Below are 18461 nucleotides of genomic sequence, written 5' to 3'. Positions count from 1 at the left end.
ACAATTTTTTAAGGGAAGCCGAAAACGACTTCCCTTAATTCGCATTTAAAGAATATTATTACACAAATAAAAGAAATAAACAAAAATCATTGAACATTCTTTAACTCAATTGTTTGTGCCTTTCCATCAATGGTTATATTAACTTTTATTATTTCATCTTTATTCTCTATTGCTCCTGTACCACCTGATTTAAGTGTATATGTTTTTTCATTTGGAGGATTATCATTAAAATCAAGATTTGATTTACCACCTCCAGCACTACTTTCGTAAGATATTTCTAAATGTTTTACTGAAGATAATTCAGATAGGTCTTTCTTATAGTTTACTGTCAATATTTTATTAGAATTACTTTCGCATTCAGTCTTACCATTCTTTTCAGTAAATGTGACTGTACCATTCACTTTATATTCAACAGTCCAAAGTTCATTTTCTCCTTTATAAGTATAATTGTGCTTGATAACTTCTTTGTTTGAGCAACCTGTAACTATTAATAGGATTATCACAATCAGAATACTGGCTGTTTTTCTCAACTTAACCACCCCATAAAATTTGTAACAGTATCATAATAAAATAATTTTGTGTCGTTATTCAATTATATAACATAGCAATAGGATTATTCAAATATTTAACATAATTAAATATAAATTGCTTCCCTAATTTTAAAATCCTTTAACTTTGTATCAGAATGAGAAGTATGTGACTGGACTAATTCTATTCTTACTGCCTTTAACTCCACGTTTATAAGGTTCCCGTGCATTATAAAATTAGTGCTTTTCTTATGATTTCCTTTAAAAGATTCTCTGAAAAACACTTCGTCAACTTCGATAACTCCACCAACATTCCCAATACCCATATACGCTCTGATAGCGTCTAAAAACTTATGTCTCCAATAAAAAGATGTAGGTACACTAATCTCCACTATCTCGGCACATTTTCTTATGGAATAACCATTTATCATACATTTGAATATAATATCCAATTTTTAATCGTAATTGTATGGAAGTCACCCATCTTCTATAAGTGGGTGATGGATAATATTATTTTCAGAAGGGTTAGATATCCTTCTGAAGATACTATAGCTTACAAGTGTAAAATCATCAAAAAATGTATATACTATAAGTATAAATGTTCTTTGATAACTAGATATATAAGGTTGTGATGGGTATCCGAATATAGCGAAAACCAAGCTTAGCCTCCATCACGTAAAATACCTAAGGCAACTTAGAATACCGCAAAACGGTAACTACCCTAGGTCCTAGGGAAAGTCAAGCCTGCGGAGAACGCATAAGCCCTATATGGCGATGTTCTAGGAAACAGGAAAAATTCTAGTACATGATACTAGAAGCCCCCAGTTCTGCGTGAGCAACTGGTGGGAGGGTTCACCAAGCTTTCAAATAATCCAATAAGTACTTCACTTCCATAGCCTTTTTCTCTATAGCTTGGATTTGTAACCACCCCAACAACTATAGCACTTCTGTCATGTTCTGCCACAGTTGCAGCCGAAGATACCATTTTATCGTCCACCAGAAGATAAGCAGTTCTAGATTGAGATTTAATATTAGAGGCTTGCTGAAGTATATAATTTTTTTTTATTGGCAAAACCCCATGGTATTCTTCAGTAGACATAAGCAAATCATATTGCAAACTAAATTCTTCCTCTGTTTCAATGAATTCTAATGGCAATTCATTGTATTGCCTCTTTAAAATTAACTTGCTAACATACCCCATGTAAGATAAAGTATCACTTTTCACATCTACAAATGGAATAAGCTTATCAACCAGGTGACTAGGCCCTGATATCTTATGAAAGTTTAAATCTTTTATAATATTTTCATATACATGAATGCTTCTATCTTCTTTACAATAATAAGTTAGATTATTAAAATTATTTAGCATAATGGACTTTAATTCATTATTTTAATATTCTCCATATAATTTAAAATTATCTTTACAATAATCATTTTTGAGCAAGTCAGATATAATAAAATAATATTTTTCAACGTCTTGTCCAAAAAACTTCAAAACTTCTTCATGATATGTTTTATCCATTTTTACTATTCTCATAAAACTGTTCCCCCAAAAATTTGCTGTTAATTATACAAATTTTAACATGAGTTTTATGACTGTAGCAACCTCAAACATTTTTCGGAATAGAAAAAGCGCAAAAAAAATTTTATGACGACTCATTTTAATTTGATCCAACTGTAACAATCAAATCTATCAAATATTCTATAACTTTAACTTCGTTATTTAATGCTGAAGAAACAATCAAGAATAAAAATTCAGAAAATTTAGAATATTGCATAGATTTTTTAAATCTTTTATGATATAATTAATTTAAGAAAAGATAAATCTTTTCTACAAATTCTAATTCATAATCAATTTTAAAAAAGTTAATCTACAAGTAACAGTGTTGTCAAAGTAATACCTTTTAAAGCTTTAAATAAAGATATATTTAATTAGAAATGTAAAAAGAATTAAGGATTTAAAGATTTATTTAATTCTCAATCTTTAGAGATGATTTGATTTTTAGAAGTAAAAAAGTAAAATTAGTAAGAAGGGAATGTTTTTAATGGAAGAAAATGTATTTATGATTAAATTAGAATTTGGTAAATAATCAATTCCTCGAAATTAAACTTAAAGGAATTGATTATTTATTTTTTTGCTAATATTAGGCACACGAAAAACAACCTCAATTTCAAATCATACAAGTTACAAAATACAAAAATACCACGAAGTGTTACAGCTAATGCTCTCTCCATGGTCTTTATCTAACTAATATTAAATTCTAAAAAACGTATCCCCTTACCCCTAGCAAATACCAACTCTTACCTTAATACCATTAATTTGCTCTTTATTCTTAAAATCATCACCTTTTGTGCTAAAGTTAAAAAAGCTCGTAAAGTGCATGAATTCAAGGATTACAAGGTATCTTTGCGTTGTATTCCTATTACACATTCCACATGGGTAGAGTAGTCTTTAAAGATTCGACTAGAAAAATATCTTATCTCACAATTCTTGCCTTGTACTTTGTTCAATATTAAATCCACAATTCTATCAATGAGGATGATTATCTTGAGTGACTACATCAAAAAAAATAAGCAATAAACACAAGTTAGATTTTCAATCAATCCATTAATACGCGAGTTTATTGTATGTTATACTAAGTCCTTTAAATCTACTAATCAACATCCTTTATAGATGCATCTTCAGATTTTCGAATTCCAAATGGTTTAATATCCAATTCAATAACGAGAACAGCAATGAATATCAAACAGCATCCTATTATTATATTTCTCGTCATAATCTCCCCTAGTAACATTACACCAAGAATTGCAGCAAACACAGATTCCATGGACATGATAATAGACGCATGAGTAGATGATGTGTATTTTTGAGCAACAGTTTGAATTGTAAAACAAACAAAGGTTGAGAATATTCCCAAAAACAATAGCGAATACCAAACTCTACCGCTCATTATAACCGGAATTGGCTCCGTTATAAAAGCAGTAAGCAGCGACCATACCAATGCTACTATAATCTGCACAAAGGCTAATTTGAACACATTCATATGTTTCGTAAAATACTCAATGGATAAAATATGTACACCGAATAAGAAAGCACCGAGAAGTGATAGAGCATCACCCAACTCTAAAGATAATGAGCCTTGCAAAGAGATCAAATAAATTGCAATAATAGTGATTACACTCCCTACAAAAACTTTTAATTGAGGACGTTTCTTATGAACAAACCAGTATAGAAACGGTACCATCACAACATATGTAGCTAATAAAAATCCTTGCTTCGAAGCGGTTGTAAATAACAAACCATATGTTTGTGCAGTAAAAGCAGAAAAAAGTACAGTCCCAACAATCACTCCTTTAACAACATCTTCCTTGGTTAATTTTCCAATCCACTTAAAGAGGAATCCATACAAGAAAAGTGCTGCAATCCCAAATCGATAAGCCAACAGAAACATTGGGGTTATTGAATCCAACGCATCTTTACCTACAACGAAAGCAGCACCTTGTAAAATTGCAAACACAACAAGACTTATGTCTGCTAAATATTGCTTCTTACTATAATTTAAACGCATCCTTATCACCCTTTCACTAGTATATGATTTACAATATCAAAACTACTACAGCTTGTACCCATCCAAAACAACGCTTTTTTATCCAGCCAAACCCTAAGATACCCAAAATTCCATTTAAACAATTCTAATGTGTTATATCTAGGAAGTCAATATTCAAAAGGAAGATTCGCTTTGCTTCTAGTCTCGAAGTGTAAGTATACATCTTCGTTCATTTCGGGTGGTTCATTTACATCTGAACCGATTTGTCTGAATTCTTCATTTCCTTCTGCAAAGGTAAGTATGATATCACCTTTTGTTTCGTCAAGATCCTCACCACCACAAGGGAATACGTGTTTAAGTGATATGGAATTGTATAAATCAACAAGTGGATTGATTGATGGGATTTTGTTCTCAAAGAGTTGTCAAATCCTTTGATGGTAATTATACCTATATGTGTTTCTGGAAAGGTTTCAAATATCTTATCATCAATGATTATTTTTTCATTTTAGTCTCCTTAAAGAAAAGTCCCGATAAATGATAAGCCAAGTTTTAGTCCGAAGAAAACCAGTATCGAACCACATAATACATTTATAGTTTTTAGTATTTTTATATTAAATACATTTTTGAACTTCGAAACAAGAGTGGATATACTTAAAAACCACATTGTTGAAGCTATCGCAACTCCAAATATGAAAAGTGAAGCATTGGCATTTTCAAGTGTTGCTCTGAAACCACCGAGTAAAAGTGTTCCATCTATTATAGCTTGTGGATTCAACCAAGTAACCACAAAACAGGATACTATTATTTGCATAATAGGTTTTTCAAAATCATTGTTTGATTCCATGCTTGGCTTAGCAACAATCAGTGAATAACCAATATACATGACAGCTATACTACCGATTCCCATGACTATGACTCTTAAAATTGCAACATGTTCGAATACTAAACCAATACCCATAAAACAAGCTAATGCTAATGTAATATCAAAAAAAATCATTATAAGTGCTACTTGCAGTGCTCTTGCTCTGCTTTTTTCTATAGCTGTATTTATCAGATACATATTTTGCATCCCTATAGGTGCGACATATGCTATTCCTAGAAGCCATCCTTGTATAAATGTACTCATTTAATCACCTCTTATTTAATATAACAGAATTGATCAATCTAGAAACCATCCAAGCTATAAAATTCTCACCCATCCAAGATTTAACTTCTTAAAGATGGCTCAGTAATATTTTCTTATTATTTCAGATAATTTTCTTATTCCATATTCAAGCTCTGATCCAGTTGCGTATGCTATAGAGAGTCTTATTGAGTTGTTTTCGTTGAAGTCGTAGATATATCCTGGATTTATAAGAAGTTTTGATTTTAGAGCATCTTCAAAAAGTTTAAACATGTTAATATCTTTCTTTAATGTGACCCATATATAAAATCCCCCATTGGGTTTCTGCCATTTGGCGATGTCACTAAAATGAGTTGACAACAGCTCCAAAACTAGTTTACATTTGGATTTCAATGATGATTTCAAACCAATCTGATATCTCTCATGGTATCCTTTGTCAAACCATTCAAATGCAATCAATTGAGATATAGAGCTCGAACCATAATCAGTTTGCATTTTTATATCACCAAGCCTCTCAATGACAGACTCTGAACCAGCTATCCAACCAATTCTAAGACCGGGAGAAAATGATTTTGATAGAGTTCCTGTGTATAAGACACTCCCAGAATCATCCATTGATTTAAGTGGTTTTGGTGGAGCCTTTGAAAACCACAAGTCTGCATATGCATCATCTTCTATAACAGGTAACTGAAATTCTTTAATTATTTCCATCAATTGTTTGCGTTTTGATTCGTTCATAACAATTCCTGTAGGATTGTGAAAAGTAGGGATTGTATATAACATATTGGTCCCGGATTTATTTAGTTTCTTTCTTAAATCATTTAAGTCAATACCATCTTCATCCATCAAGATTTCCTTCAACTTCATGCCTGCAGACTGGAAGATATGGAGTGATTTCAGATAGGAAGGTTTTTCTACAAATACTGTCGATCCTGGTTGCAGTAAACCAATTGAAATAAGACTCAGAGCCTGTAATGAACCGGATACTATCAGTACCTGCTCAGGTTTCAACTCAATATCAAACTTGCTCAAATACTTACATATTGCTTCCCTTAGTGGCTTGTAACCAAGGGGTTCTTCGTAATTAAGCGAGTTTAAGGTTATATTTGACATTATTTCATTTACATATTCAGTAGGAAACAAGTCTGTAGATATTTCTCCTGTACCAAGTCTGATCATACCATCTTCAAACTCGTATTTGTTTATCATTTGTATTGTAGTTTGATTTGGTTTATGAATACCCTGGTCAAGATACTTTTTCCAGTTAGGCTGTGATGTCGAAGCTAAGATTGACCAAGTGTTGTTTGCTACAAAAGTACCCTTGCTTCCTCTAGATATAAGTACTCCTTCAGATTTTAATTCATCCAATACGTTACTTATTGTGCTACGATTTACTTCCATAGCTTCAGCAAGTTTTCTTTCTGAAGGGAGTCTTGAATCAATGTACCAGTCACCATTTGATATCTGATTTATTATGTAGTTGTATATTTGATCGTAAAGAGATTTATCTGAATCTCTATTGGGTTTCCAGTTTATTATCATGTTTACACCTTGTATAATGAAAACATAGGGAAATTCATTATACATTTTCCTTTCTGATTATTTTTCTATATAATCATATCTAGACGCTGTGGATTAGTAATTACACCTATAGCACGCTGCCCTATGCAGCAAGACTATTTATTTGAGAATCTAACCACAGCTCTATGTTTAATTGTTAATTAGTTAGATAACGCATGACGTTTTATATATAGCAAGGATACATTCGACATAGAGTTCGTGGATAATCATAGCGTACTAAAATATAAGGAGCTGATTTATATGCTTTTTATTGGCATTGATGTTGCCAAAACCAAACACGACTGTTATATTGTTGATTCTGATGGTGTAATTCTTTGCCATTCTTTACGTATTACAAATTCTTTGGATGGATTTGAAATGCTTTACTCTAGAATCATTTCTTTTCTTTCTGATAAAAATCTGAATAACGTAAAAATAGGACTCGAATCAACAGGTCATTACAGCACTAATATCACAAACTATCTGCATTCCAAAGGGTTTTGTATTAAAATCCTAAACCCATTAGCTACTAATCTTTTCCGTAAGTCCCATACTCTTAGGAAAACAAAAACAGATAAAACCGATGCTAAGGTTATTGCGACTATGCTCTTTACTGATGAATCAAAATCCTATTCACCAGTATCATACCAGATTCAGGAGCTAAAGTCACTAGCAAGACACCGTTACCGTATGATTGGATATCGCTCTAAACTTAAATTATCTCTTACAAGTCTTATTGACATTACATTTCCTGAGTTGCCTAGCTTAGTTTGGTCTATTCATCAAAATTCTTCTTATATGCTGTTTCTAGAATATCCAACGCCTGAAGAAATTAAAAAATGCCATCTTACAAAGCTGACTAATCTTTTGAAGAAAGCCTCAAAAGGTAAATATGGAAAAGAAAAAGCAATTACCTTAAAAGCGCTAGCTTCCAGTTCTATAGGCTCCAGTAATCGTGCAGTATCTTTTGAACTTCAACAAACTATTCGTTTAATTCAATCAGTTCAAAATGAAATTTCTGAACTTGATAAGCAAATCAAACTAATTATTGATGAATTAGATTCTCCAATCATGGCTAATAACAAGAACTATCTTCCCTGCCTGTTTCATTTCAGGTAAAAGAGTTTGATAAAAGAATTTTCCAAATGCTGGATTTTGATCAGCAGCCAATTCATCAAACAAATAAACCGGTCTATCTTCCATTGTAGTATTCTACAAAATTCCAAATATTCCTTTTAAACCCGCATAAACATTCCAATATACCTATATTTTTTATCAACATCAATATATAATAATCAACATCTACTTTAAAAATACAATTTATAAAACACAAAAAGACCATGAAGTTTTCAAGCTATAATAGCTCTCTTCATAGTCTTTCTCTACTTTATATTAAATTTGATTAACGTATCCCCTTATCCCCTATCAAATACCAATTCTTACCTTAACACCATTAATTTGCTCTTTATTCTTAAAATTATCACCTTTTGTGCTAAAGTTAAAAAAGCTCGTAAAGTGCGTGAATTCAAGGATTACAAGGTATCTTTCCGTTGTATTCCTATTACACATTCTGCATGTGTCGTATTCATTATAGGAACACATTTCTTTGTCTTTTTTACTTGTATTAAATGCCTTCACATCTTTACCTTTTAGTGAATGGCTCATACCTGAATTTAATCGTCAAGAATGGCTCTTTATACCCTCCAAGAAAATCCATATTTATAAGATAACTTTTTCCACACCAGTACCACTAATATAAGAATATTAGGCTTTATTAAGTTACTTGTTTCCTCTTCCCATTCTTATTTTAAGTCTGTTTCAAATTGAACTAATGTTTTGCACCTATATTTCTTTCTCTTTCAACTACTACATTTTTATAATTAAAATCATATTTATTAAGAACTTCATCAATAATTATTCTTTAAAATAACTCTCCTCAGAAATGACATCCTTTAGGATTTAATAATTGGCTACTAATTGCTGAATGTATTCTAACCTCCATTCACAAAATCATACTTTATATTTAACCTATATAATACTTACCTTCCAATAACCTATAATTATTAAACTGTATAATTCAAGAGGAGTACAAAACATCACTCTCCCCATGGCATTTATGTATTACCATTTTTATCTTATTAAACAAATATCAACATTCCATTCTCTATATTAAGGGTTTCATAAATGGGCGTGTGGATTCCCACACTTTACAATCTATTGGCTATACAAATAGGAAGCTTGCCCTATTCAAACCAATAAGCTTTGCTCTTGGTCATTTGGTTATTGATAATTTTCAGATATATTTTTAAAATAACTCTTTAAATCATTTACTATGATTTCAATAAAACATTAGTAACTAAATTTATCTTAAATATGAGAACAAAAAGTATCCCCCGTAGTGTTTTTATTACTACGGGGAATGTACTATGCTTACTATTCAAGTTAAATAAAGTATGTTGTATTCATTTTAATCAATTAACCCGTTAGCTTTAAGCCACTCTTTAGCAACTGTCTTAGGATCTTTATGATCTATATCTACACTTGCATTTAACTTAGCCATTTCACTATCAGTTAACTTACCAGCTAATAAATTAATCACTTCTTCTAATTCAGGATATTTTTCTAAAGTATCCTGTCTAATGATTGGTGCAGCATAATATGGTGGGAAGAAGCTTTTATCATCTTCTAAAATAAATAATTCAAAAGCTGGAATTCTTCCATCTGTAGCAAAAGATACATTAACATCTGCTTTATCATCTTTTACTGCAGCATAGCATAAACCTGGATCCATACCTTTAGCTTCTTTAAATTCAATTCCATAAACTTTCTGCATTGACTTGTATCCATCTTTTCTCTCTAAAAATTCCTGTGTTGAAGCAAAAATAAGATTTGGTGCATGCTCAGCTAGATCAGATAATGTTTTTATTCCTAGTTCTTCAGCTTTTGATTTCTTCATTGTTATTGCAAAAGTATTATTAAATCCTAATGATTTTAACCAATCAATTTGCTTTTCATCTGAATACCTTTTCTTAACTAAATTATATACCTCATCAGGATCATTAATAACTGATTCACCTAATACACTTATTAGAGCTGTTCCTGTATATTCTACGTACATATCTAAATCACCAGTTTCAATAGATTTAGCTACAATACTAGAACCACCTAAGTATGATTTTCTTTCTACCTCTATGTCTGTTTTATTCTCAATTAACTCTGATACCAAGTGTACTAAAATATCCTGTTCCGTAAAATCTTTTCCACCTACTATAACTTTTTTATCTGATACTGATTTTCCACAGCCTATAAAGGCCATTAATACTGTCATTATAATTAATAAAATTGATAACTTTTTCAAACAATTCACCTTCCTAATAAAATTTATTTTCAAATAGCCTAATAAAAACTTACTGTTTTAGTCCTTTTGGAGTCACTATTTTTTCAAACCACTTCAAGATATTCTCGAATAATATTGCTAATAGAGCAGCAGGAACAGCCCCTGCTAATATTAAGCCTGAATTAACAGAAGATATACCTCTGAAAATCAAATCTCCTAATCCTCCAGCTCCAACTAAGGAAGCTAAAGTTGTTACTCCAATAATTAATACTGTAGCAGTTCTTATACCTGCCATTATTATGTTTAATGCTGATGGTATTTCAACCATAAATAATATTTGAAGAGAAGTCATTCCCATCCCCTTACCTGCTTCTATTTGAGCACTATCAACCCCTACTATTCCAGTATAGGTATTACGCAATATTGGTAATAAACCATATATAGTTAATGCAACAATGGCTGGAGTAGTTCCAATTCCTAAGAAAGGAATTAAAAATCCTAACAATGCTAAACTTGGAATAGTTTGAAAAACTGCAGTTATACCTATTACCGTATCTGCAAACCTTTTATGTCTAGTTAAAAATATTCCAAGAGGTACTGAGATTAATATTGCTAACCCCAATGAAATTAATGTCAACTGCAAGTGTTGACTTAAAGCCTTTAAAATATCTGGCCATCTTCCTTTTACTGTTTCTATAAACATATTAAATAAATTATTTGAATCCATAAAAAACTCCTTTCTCAAATTATGATATTTTATCTGCTAAGCTTCCAATTAAAACCTCATTAGTTATAACCCCTCTTAACTCGTTTGAGGAATCAGTTACAGGTAAAAAACCAAAATCTGCTTTACTAATAGTATTCAACACTTCTTCAAAACTTTGATTAATGTCTATTTTTACTGAATCATCACTCATAATTTCCTGTATTTCACAATCATTATTTTTATGACTTTTATAGATATCCCACGATGCAACTGCACCTAAATATTTATTATCTTCATCTACAACTACCAGGTTATTGATTTTATTTTTATGCAGTAATCGTATACACTCACTTAATTTATCAGTAGGGTTAACTGTAATCCCTTTGACTATAACATCTTCAAGTTCTGGATATTCTTTTGCTTGGCTTAACCTATCTTCTCCAATAAAACTTTTAACAAACTCATCCGCTGGATTACTTAATATTCTATTTGGAACATCTAATTGAACTATTTCTCCATCCCTCATTATACAAATTCTATCAGCTATTTTAAGAGCCTCGTCCATATCGTGTGTAACAAAAACGATAGTCTTATTTATTTCCTTTTGTAGTTTTACAAGTTCTTCTTGTAATTGTTCACGACTTATTGGATCTAATGCACTAAACGGCTCGTCCATAAGTATTATTGATGGTTCTGCTGCTAGCGCTCTTATAACTCCAATTCTTTGTTGCTGCCCACCACTTAATTCCCCAGGATATCTATCTCTATAGATTTCAGGGTCTAATCCTACCATATTTAATAAATCATTTACTTTATTCTTATACTGCTCTTCATTTTCTTTTTTTAACTTAGGTACTAATGCAACATTTTCTGCAATAGTCATATGTGGAAATAGTCCTATTTGTTGTATGACATAACCTATATCCCTTCTAAGTTTTACTGGATCTTGTTCATTTATTAATTTACCATTTACATATATTTTTCCATCTGTAGGATCATTAAGTCTATTGATCATCTTCATAGTTGTTGTCTTACCACAACCACTTGGTCCAATTAATACAAGTAATTCACCTTTTTTTATATGCAGATTTATATTTTTTAAAGCTTGAAATCCATCTTCATAGATTTTAGATACATTTTCAAATTTTATCATTTACATCCTCCTTACTGAAATAAGATAAACTTGGAATATATTTAACCATTAACTCAAAGTTAGATTAAATTTCCCCAAAAACTAACTGCTACTTATAAATTTGTAAATTCAAAGCAGCAGTTACTTAAAAAATCGCACTCATTTATTAAATTCTATTTCGATTTTTGTCATTAAATTCAATTTTATAACAAACAACTTTTTTTGTAAAACAGGTTGTCTCTTACTCTATATAGCCTAACATATGATTTTTACCTTGTCAAACCTTGTCAAACGTTGTCAAACTAAAGAATAGGCTATCTTAAAAGTAAAATTCATACATAATCTTACTTTTAAGATAGCCTATTCTTTGATCAATTAAGTTAATTATCGTTTTCTAAATACTTTTTTATTCTATCTAAAACCCCTTCATCACCTACTACTAAAAGAATGTCTTTTTCTTTAAATTCCCAATAAGGACCAGGTGAAATATAGACTTTATCCTCTCTTTTAACACCTAAAATTGTGGAACCTGTATTGTGCCAAAATTTACTTTGACCTATACTCATATCTATTATATGACATGAATCAGGTATTTCAATTTGTACAGGATCGATTAAATCTGCGTTTTTGAATCTATATGAATAATCTATAATTTTTTCATTCAATTCATTAAGTTGTCTTTCTACTTCTTTTCTTTGTTGAAGTAGACTTTTAATATTACCTCTAATCATTCCAAGGGTTTCTTTATCTTTAAAACTATTTATAAAGTCTAAGGCTTTTTCTTTTGACTTTACAATAACTCCACTTCCCTTACATACTTCTACAACACCTGTATCATCAAGTAGTTTCATTGATTTTCGTATAGTTTCTGGTGAAACATTATATTCACTTGCTAAAATTGATCTACCTCTCAATTTAACACCTTCTGGTAAATTACCTTTATGTATTCGCACCGCCACATCTACTGCAATTTTTATATATCTAGGGATTTCAATTCGTTGGCCCATGCATTACTCCTCCATATTATTAAATTATATTTTATTATAACACGATTACAGATATTTTTATCAAAAATTATGATAAAAATTTTTTATCTACAAATTAAAATTCTGCCTCATACTTATCATTTGGTAATTTATATATTAAAATTTAACAAACATTTCTTTACAATTAATGAGTTGTTATTTGCAGGTTTGTTTTAAGTTTCTATATTTATATATTTTGCATAAAACTTAAGTTTGAGTATAAATTATAAATATTAATCATTAAAAGCAAAAATAGGAGTGTGATGTATGAACATAAAAAATCGAATAGGTAAAACCCCTTTAATAAGAGCTAAAGAGTTAGAGAAAATGTTAGGAATATCTAAGATATTTCTAAAACTAGAAGGAAATAATCCAAGTGGACACAAGATTGATAGACTTAGCATAATGTTGTTAAAAGATGCATTAGCAGTAAAAAAAGATACTATATGTTTAAGTGGGCATACTGAATTGGCAAAATCAATAGCTAGTGTATCTCAATTTTACGATATTGAGTGCGCATTTATATTTAGAAAAAACAGTAAATTGATTAACAGTAAATCTTTTAATAAAGAAAATATAAAAAAAATAGAATATGATACAACAAAAAAGCAAGACTGTATTGAATATAGCAAAAAAATATCTAAAGAAAAAGGATGGTATAACGCGAATCAAGGCTTTGAGAATGGGATGGTTAATATGACCGCCTTATCTACAATTGTTGATGAAATTAATCAACAACTTAAAGAACCTATTTCTACTGTATTTACTCAAACAAGTTTAGGATATGGTATATCAGGATTACATTTAGGATTCAGAAAATTGTGGATGGAAGATAAGATTAAAAATATACCTAATCTATATAGTTGTACAACTGATTATGGAAATATAATTTATGAAGAATATAAAAAAAATAATTTAGAGATAGACAAGGAGCATTTAGAAAATGAACCTGTTTCTAAGTACAACAGAATGGTTATGACTTCAGAAACAAGAATGCTTAAAAGTGTATTAGACGCTATTTACGATACAGGTGGAAGAGTAACCGGTGTGAGAGATGAAGAATTAGAGAAGTATGTTAGCGAGATTAAAAAGCTTGAAAAGATTAAGATGACTATCCATAATGGGTATTCTATAGCCGGATTTATGAAAGAAGCTGAATCAGGAAATTTGATTAATGGTAATCATGTTATCATTTTAAATGATGGTAGGATTAGTTTAGAAATAGAAGAAATCACTGATATAGATATAGCTCCTAATAAAATTGTTGATTTATTAGATACTTGGCTTATGGAGTATACAGATCCTAAAGAAGAAATTTTAGATGCTGTTCAACATGCTATGAAAACAGGTCACATACTAGCCGCTTATCAAAATAATGACATAAAAGGCCTTACAGTAATTGTAAACTTAGGATTTGAAAACTTCATTCCAAAATATCATTTAGGATATATAGCTACAAAAAAAGGTGGCAAAGGTATAGCCACACAACTTTTGAATAAAGCAATAGAAATAACTGATGGGAATCTTTCTTTGCATGTTGATAGAGATAATAAAAGGGCTATTAAAGTATATGAAAAAATGGGATTTAACCAATCATATATTCGAATGATTCATAAATAAAAGTTTAAAGAGCTTTATTCAACTCCTTTATTCTATATATCCCCAATTATGTAAATTTTTAAAAATTATTTTACAATTAACAATAAATATGCTACAATTAAATAAGAAACAACTTTTAATTTTAAATAAATTGTTTCTTATTAATACTAAATGTGTTCTAATTGTTTGATTACAATCTTAAAAAAGTAATTCAAACTTAAGATACATTGTATTAGCACAGTATTACTAAAGGGGTTGAATATATTGCTAACAATTGTTAAACAAATAGCAAATGATAAAAATTTCATATTAATAGGAACAGGTTTTGGAGCATTCAAAACTTCAAATCCATCAACTTTTAGGGTGAATAGACCACCTAAAGCTGACGAGGGAGTAATTCCAATGGTTGCGGTTTGTGATGAAAACGGCCAGATAAAATGGATGAAAACAAATGAAATAAAAATAGTTAACATAGATGGAAATTTACCTATAAACATTTTAAATGATAATTAAATTATTCTTTTTTAATATAATTCTTTTTTAACCAAAAGCTAACAAATTAAATTATTAATAAATCTAAAGGAGGACAAAAGATGAGTTCAGTAGATTTTAAATTACAACAACCGATTGAGATTTTAATTAAAAAGTCAAAGGTATCTCGTAAAACTTTAAAAGGAAAAATAGTATACATTTCAGAACATTTTATAACAGTACAAAATGAGGATCATATTAGAGAGAGTTTTAACTTTATAGATTTTTCCTTAGGAAAAATACAATTAAAACATTAATTTCATTTTAGATTTTTCCTTGTTGAGTTATCAGATCAATAATCACTTTACTTTTGGTCACTTCCATAAGCCTTTTTTCAAATAGTGTACGTATTTTTTGAAGATTCTCAATAGATACATTCCTATCACTCAAATCATTATCTAAACACACTTATAAAGATTTTTTCTACCTCTTCAACATTTCTTTTATACTACATTTTACACTGTGCCTTTGCTTTATTATCTTCACTAATATAGAACTAAACGGTATATAGATATTCATAAAATTATACTGACATTCTGTCGGTATGAAAGAACCCTCTCAAATTAATTTATCATTATTTTTTTTCACTTTTATCATTTAAACAGTTAGTCTTACTACCAATATTATTATCAATAATTTCTTATTTTTTATGATCTTAAATTCTTATCCCCCCCATATCTTGAAAATTTATTCTAAAATATCAAATTTTCATAAAATAAATTTTCAAGATATGGGCATCAAATGAATCAAATCTCACCGCTATTTTATGTAATATAATAAAACCACAAAAAGACCATGAAGTTTTCAAGCTATAATAATAGCTCTCTTCATAGTCTTTCTCTACTTTATATTATATTTGATTAACGTATCCCCTTATCCCCTATCAAATACCAATTCTTACCTTAACACCATTAATTTGATCTTTATTCTTAAAATCATCACCTTTTATATGATATTGTATAATTATATTTCTGTAATACATGATGCTGAGGAAACAAGCAAGAATAAAAATTCAGAAAATTTAGAATATTGCATAGTTTTTTTTAATCATTTATGTTATAATATATCTAAGAAAAGATAAATCTTTTCTACAAATTCTAATTCATAATGTATTTTAAGAAAGTTTATCTACAAGTAACAGTGTTTTCAAAGTAATACCTTTTAAAGCTTTAAATAAAGATATATTTAATTAGAAATGTAAAAGAATTAAGGATTTAAAGATTTTATTTAATTCTCAATCTTTAGAGATGATTTGATTTTTAGAAGTAAAAAAGAAAAATAGTAAGAAAGGAATGTTTTTAATAGAAGAAAATGTATTTACGATTGAATTAGAATTTGGTAAATAATCAATTCCTAGAAATTTAACTTAATGGAATTGATTATTTATTTTTTTGCTAATATTAGGCACATGAAAAAACAACCTGACTTTCTAACATACAATTTATAAAACACAAAAAGATCAAGAAGTTTTCAAGGCATAATAGCTATCTTCATGATCTTTCTCTACTTTATATTAATTTTGATTAACGTATCCCCTAACCCCCTATCAAATACCCGCTCTTACCTTAACACCATTAATTTGCTCTTTATTTTTAAAATCATCACCATTTGTGCTGAAGTTAAAAAAGCTAGTAAAGTGCATGAATTCAAGGATTACAAGGTATCTTAGTGTTGTATTCCTATTACACATTCCACATGTGTCATATTCGTTATAGGAACACGTTTCTTTTTTACTTGTATTAAATGCCATCATATCTTTACTATTTAGGGAATGGCTCATACCTGAATTAAATGGTAACGAATGGCTTTTCTAAAATTCATAAAAAATAAAAAACCGCATTTACACATGTACACATGAAATGCGGTTAAATTGAAATAGTTTCAATAGAAGGAATATGCTTAATCAATAGATCTGATATTTCTTTTAGGCTTCTGCACTTAATACAAACTCATATCTAGTTTCAGTCATTTTTTAGTACTTACTTACTTTCAATGGCCTCCTTCAGTTGATTCAATGCCTTTTTCAAAATCATTCTCGGACAAGCCATGTTTACTCTAACAAAACCAGCTCCTTCTCTTCCAAACCAATGACCAAAATCAAATGCTAATTTAGCTTCTTCAATAATAAATCGCTGTAACTCTTTAGCATCAAGATTTAAATATCTTAAATCTATCCATGCCAAATATGTTCCCTCAGTTTTTATCACCTTCGCATTCGGAAGTTTTATTTCAAAGTATTTTTCTAAGAAGTAATAGTTTTCTTCTAAATAAATCATTAACTCATTAAACCATGCTTCACCATTTTTATATACGGACTCAAAAGCAACTGCTGAAAAAGCATTTGTATGATTTAGATGATACTTGTTTATTAAGTCCTGATATTTCTCAGCTACCATCTTGTTACTAATTATTACAGCAGCAGTACTTAAACTGGATATATTGAAAGTCTTTCCAGGAGATAAACAAGTTATTGTTCTATCCATAATTTCATTTGATACAGTAGACATCGGAGTATAATTATAACCATTAAAAACAATATCTCCATGAATCTCATCCGATATGATCATTAAACCATACTTAATACTGATTTCACCAATCCGCCTTAATTCATCTCTTGACCACACTCTACCTACAGGATTATGCGGATTTGATAATAAGATCAATTTTGTTTTGGGATCCTTAGCTTTTTCTTCTAAATCATCAAAATCAATACTATACTTTTTCCCCACTAATCTTAACGAGTTTTTCACAACCTTTCTGTTGTGTGACTTAATAATCTTTGAAAAAGGATAATAAACAGGAGGCTGAATAATAATTTGATCTCCTTCATTGGTCAATGTCTCTATAAGTATTGAAATTGCAGTTAACACGCTAGGCGCATAATGAATATGGTGAATGTTAATTTTCCAATTATGACGTTTCTCATACCATTCGATGAGTGCCTGATGATGTCGATTAGATTTATACTCATAACCAAACACACCATGCTCTGCCCTTTCTTTTAAATCTTCGACTAAAGTATTAGATACTTCAAAATCCATATCAGCAACCCACAATGGTAACACCTCACTAGACCCAAAATATTCATTCAACTTTTCCTTACTCCATTTTTCAGTTGGAACTATACGCCTATCTATCAATCTATCAAAACTATTTTTCATTTAAGTCCCTCCTATTTATTTGACTTGTAATCTTCACAAAATAGATTCGTTTTCTTGTGTTCATTATAATACATTTATGTAATAATGAAAGAATGCACTTTTTTGTAACTAGTTACCGAAATGTTACCGCAATTATATAGATATCATCTCTATCTCCCTATTTTTCAGGCCACTACACGTGTTTGAGTATCATATATGATACTAGTTACCAA

The 18461-nt window shown here is 29.9% G+C and carries 17 protein-coding genes and 2 pseudogenes; 4 read left to right on the top strand and 15 right to left on the bottom strand.

The window, feature by feature from the left end:
• Window positions 1–86: 86 nt before the first annotated feature.
• The 8 genes and pseudogenes from KDK92_RS16720 to KDK92_RS16685 form a co-directional block, all read right to left on the bottom strand.
• The gene (locus tag KDK92_RS16720; protein WP_250860483.1) at window positions 87–539 is read right to left on the bottom strand and encodes a hypothetical protein; all 453 of its coding nucleotides are present in this window, start codon (window positions 537–539) and stop codon (window positions 87–89) included.
• Between the two features lie 245 nt (window positions 540–784).
• A pseudogene (locus KDK92_RS16715) lies at window positions 785–964 on the bottom strand (IS1595 family transposase); the annotation flags it as partial.
• Between the two features lie 374 nt (window positions 965–1338).
• Window positions 1339–1896 (bottom strand): GNAT family N-acetyltransferase, encoded by a 558-nt coding sequence (locus KDK92_RS16710; RefSeq protein WP_250860482.1) that lies wholly within the window; start codon window positions 1894–1896, stop codon window positions 1339–1341.
• Window positions 1897–1917: 21 nt separating this feature from the next.
• Window positions 1918–2064, bottom strand: a complete 147-nt coding sequence (locus tag KDK92_RS16705; RefSeq protein WP_250860481.1) for a hypothetical protein — start codon at window positions 2062–2064, stop codon at window positions 1918–1920.
• Between the two features lie 1117 nt (window positions 2065–3181).
• Window positions 3182–4096, bottom strand: a complete 915-nt coding sequence (locus KDK92_RS16700; protein WP_250860554.1) for a DMT family transporter — start codon at window positions 4094–4096, stop codon at window positions 3182–3184.
• A 146-nt stretch (window positions 4097–4242) separates the two neighbouring features.
• Window positions 4243–4482 (bottom strand): annotated as a pseudogene (locus tag KDK92_RS16695) (phenylalanine--tRNA ligase beta subunit-related protein); the annotation flags it as partial.
• Window positions 4483–4589: 107 nt separating this feature from the next.
• Complete coding sequence (locus tag KDK92_RS16690) at window positions 4590–5201, bottom strand: LysE/ArgO family amino acid transporter (protein WP_250860480.1); 612 nt, start codon at window positions 5199–5201, stop codon at window positions 4590–4592.
• Window positions 5202–5300: 99 nt separating this feature from the next.
• Window positions 5301–6785 (bottom strand): aminotransferase-like domain-containing protein, encoded by a 1485-nt coding sequence (locus KDK92_RS16685; RefSeq protein WP_250860479.1) that lies wholly within the window; start codon window positions 6783–6785, stop codon window positions 5301–5303.
• A gap of 234 nt (window positions 6786–7019) precedes the next feature.
• On the opposite strand from KDK92_RS16685, the gene KDK92_RS16680 reads away from it, so the two are divergent.
• Complete coding sequence (locus tag KDK92_RS16680) at window positions 7020–7877, top strand: IS110 family transposase (protein WP_250860478.1); 858 nt, start codon at window positions 7020–7022, stop codon at window positions 7875–7877.
• A 306-nt stretch (window positions 7878–8183) separates the two neighbouring features.
• Here KDK92_RS16680 and KDK92_RS16675 read toward each other — a convergent pair whose 3' ends face one another.
• From KDK92_RS16675 to KDK92_RS16655, 5 genes are all read right to left on the bottom strand, one after another.
• Complete coding sequence (locus KDK92_RS16675) at window positions 8184–8423, bottom strand: hypothetical protein (protein ID WP_250860477.1); 240 nt, start codon at window positions 8421–8423, stop codon at window positions 8184–8186.
• An 802-nt stretch (window positions 8424–9225) separates the two neighbouring features.
• Complete coding sequence (locus tag KDK92_RS16670) at window positions 9226–10125, bottom strand: ABC transporter substrate-binding protein (RefSeq protein WP_250860552.1); 900 nt, start codon at window positions 10123–10125, stop codon at window positions 9226–9228.
• A 40-nt stretch (window positions 10126–10165) separates the two neighbouring features.
• The gene (locus tag KDK92_RS16665; RefSeq protein ID WP_276576013.1) at window positions 10166–10822 is read right to left on the bottom strand and encodes an ABC transporter permease; all 657 of its coding nucleotides are present in this window, start codon (window positions 10820–10822) and stop codon (window positions 10166–10168) included.
• 19 nt (window positions 10823–10841) lie between these two features.
• Window positions 10842–11954, bottom strand: a complete 1113-nt coding sequence (locus KDK92_RS16660) for a betaine/proline/choline family ABC transporter ATP-binding protein (RefSeq protein WP_250860476.1) — start codon at window positions 11952–11954, stop codon at window positions 10842–10844.
• A gap of 359 nt (window positions 11955–12313) precedes the next feature.
• Window positions 12314–12940: a GntR family transcriptional regulator gene (locus KDK92_RS16655; protein ID WP_250860475.1), complete on the bottom strand. Its 627-nt coding sequence runs from the start codon at window positions 12938–12940 to the stop codon at window positions 12314–12316.
• Between the two features lie 285 nt (window positions 12941–13225).
• On the opposite strand from KDK92_RS16655, the gene KDK92_RS16650 reads away from it, so the two are divergent.
• The 3 genes from KDK92_RS16650 (at window position 13226) to KDK92_RS16640 (ending at window position 15345) form a co-directional block, all read left to right on the top strand.
• A complete protein-coding gene (locus KDK92_RS16650; RefSeq protein ID WP_250860474.1) occupies window positions 13226–14578 on the top strand; it encodes a pyridoxal-phosphate dependent enzyme in 1353 nt (450 codons plus the stop codon).
• 243 nt (window positions 14579–14821) lie between these two features.
• Entirely contained in the window at window positions 14822–15070 is a 249-nt protein-coding gene (locus KDK92_RS16645; RefSeq protein ID WP_250860473.1) for a hypothetical protein, read from the top strand.
• Between the two features lie 80 nt (window positions 15071–15150).
• Window positions 15151–15345 carry a hypothetical protein gene (locus tag KDK92_RS16640; protein ID WP_250860472.1) on the top strand — a complete coding sequence of 65 codons (195 nt, stop codon included), beginning with the start codon at window positions 15151–15153 and terminating at the stop codon, window positions 15343–15345.
• Between the two features lie 1289 nt (window positions 15346–16634).
• Here KDK92_RS16640 and KDK92_RS16635 read toward each other — a convergent pair.
• Both KDK92_RS16635 and KDK92_RS16630 read right to left on the bottom strand, forming a co-directional pair.
• The gene (locus KDK92_RS16635) at window positions 16635–16868 is read right to left on the bottom strand and encodes a hypothetical protein (protein WP_250860471.1); all 234 of its coding nucleotides are present in this window, start codon (window positions 16866–16868) and stop codon (window positions 16635–16637) included.
• A gap of 199 nt (window positions 16869–17067) precedes the next feature.
• Window positions 17068–18249 carry a MalY/PatB family protein gene (locus tag KDK92_RS16630; RefSeq protein ID WP_250860470.1) on the bottom strand — a complete coding sequence of 394 codons (1182 nt, stop codon included), beginning with the start codon at window positions 18247–18249 and terminating at the stop codon, window positions 17068–17070.
• Window positions 18250–18461: the final 212 nt, after the last annotated feature.

This window comes from Oceanirhabdus seepicola (assembly GCF_023684385.1).
GTDB lineage: Bacteria > Bacillota > Clostridia > Clostridiales > Clostridiaceae > Oceanirhabdus > Oceanirhabdus seepicola.
Note: the sequence above shows the minus strand (reverse complement) of the source record. Positions and strands in the feature narration are given on the sequence as shown.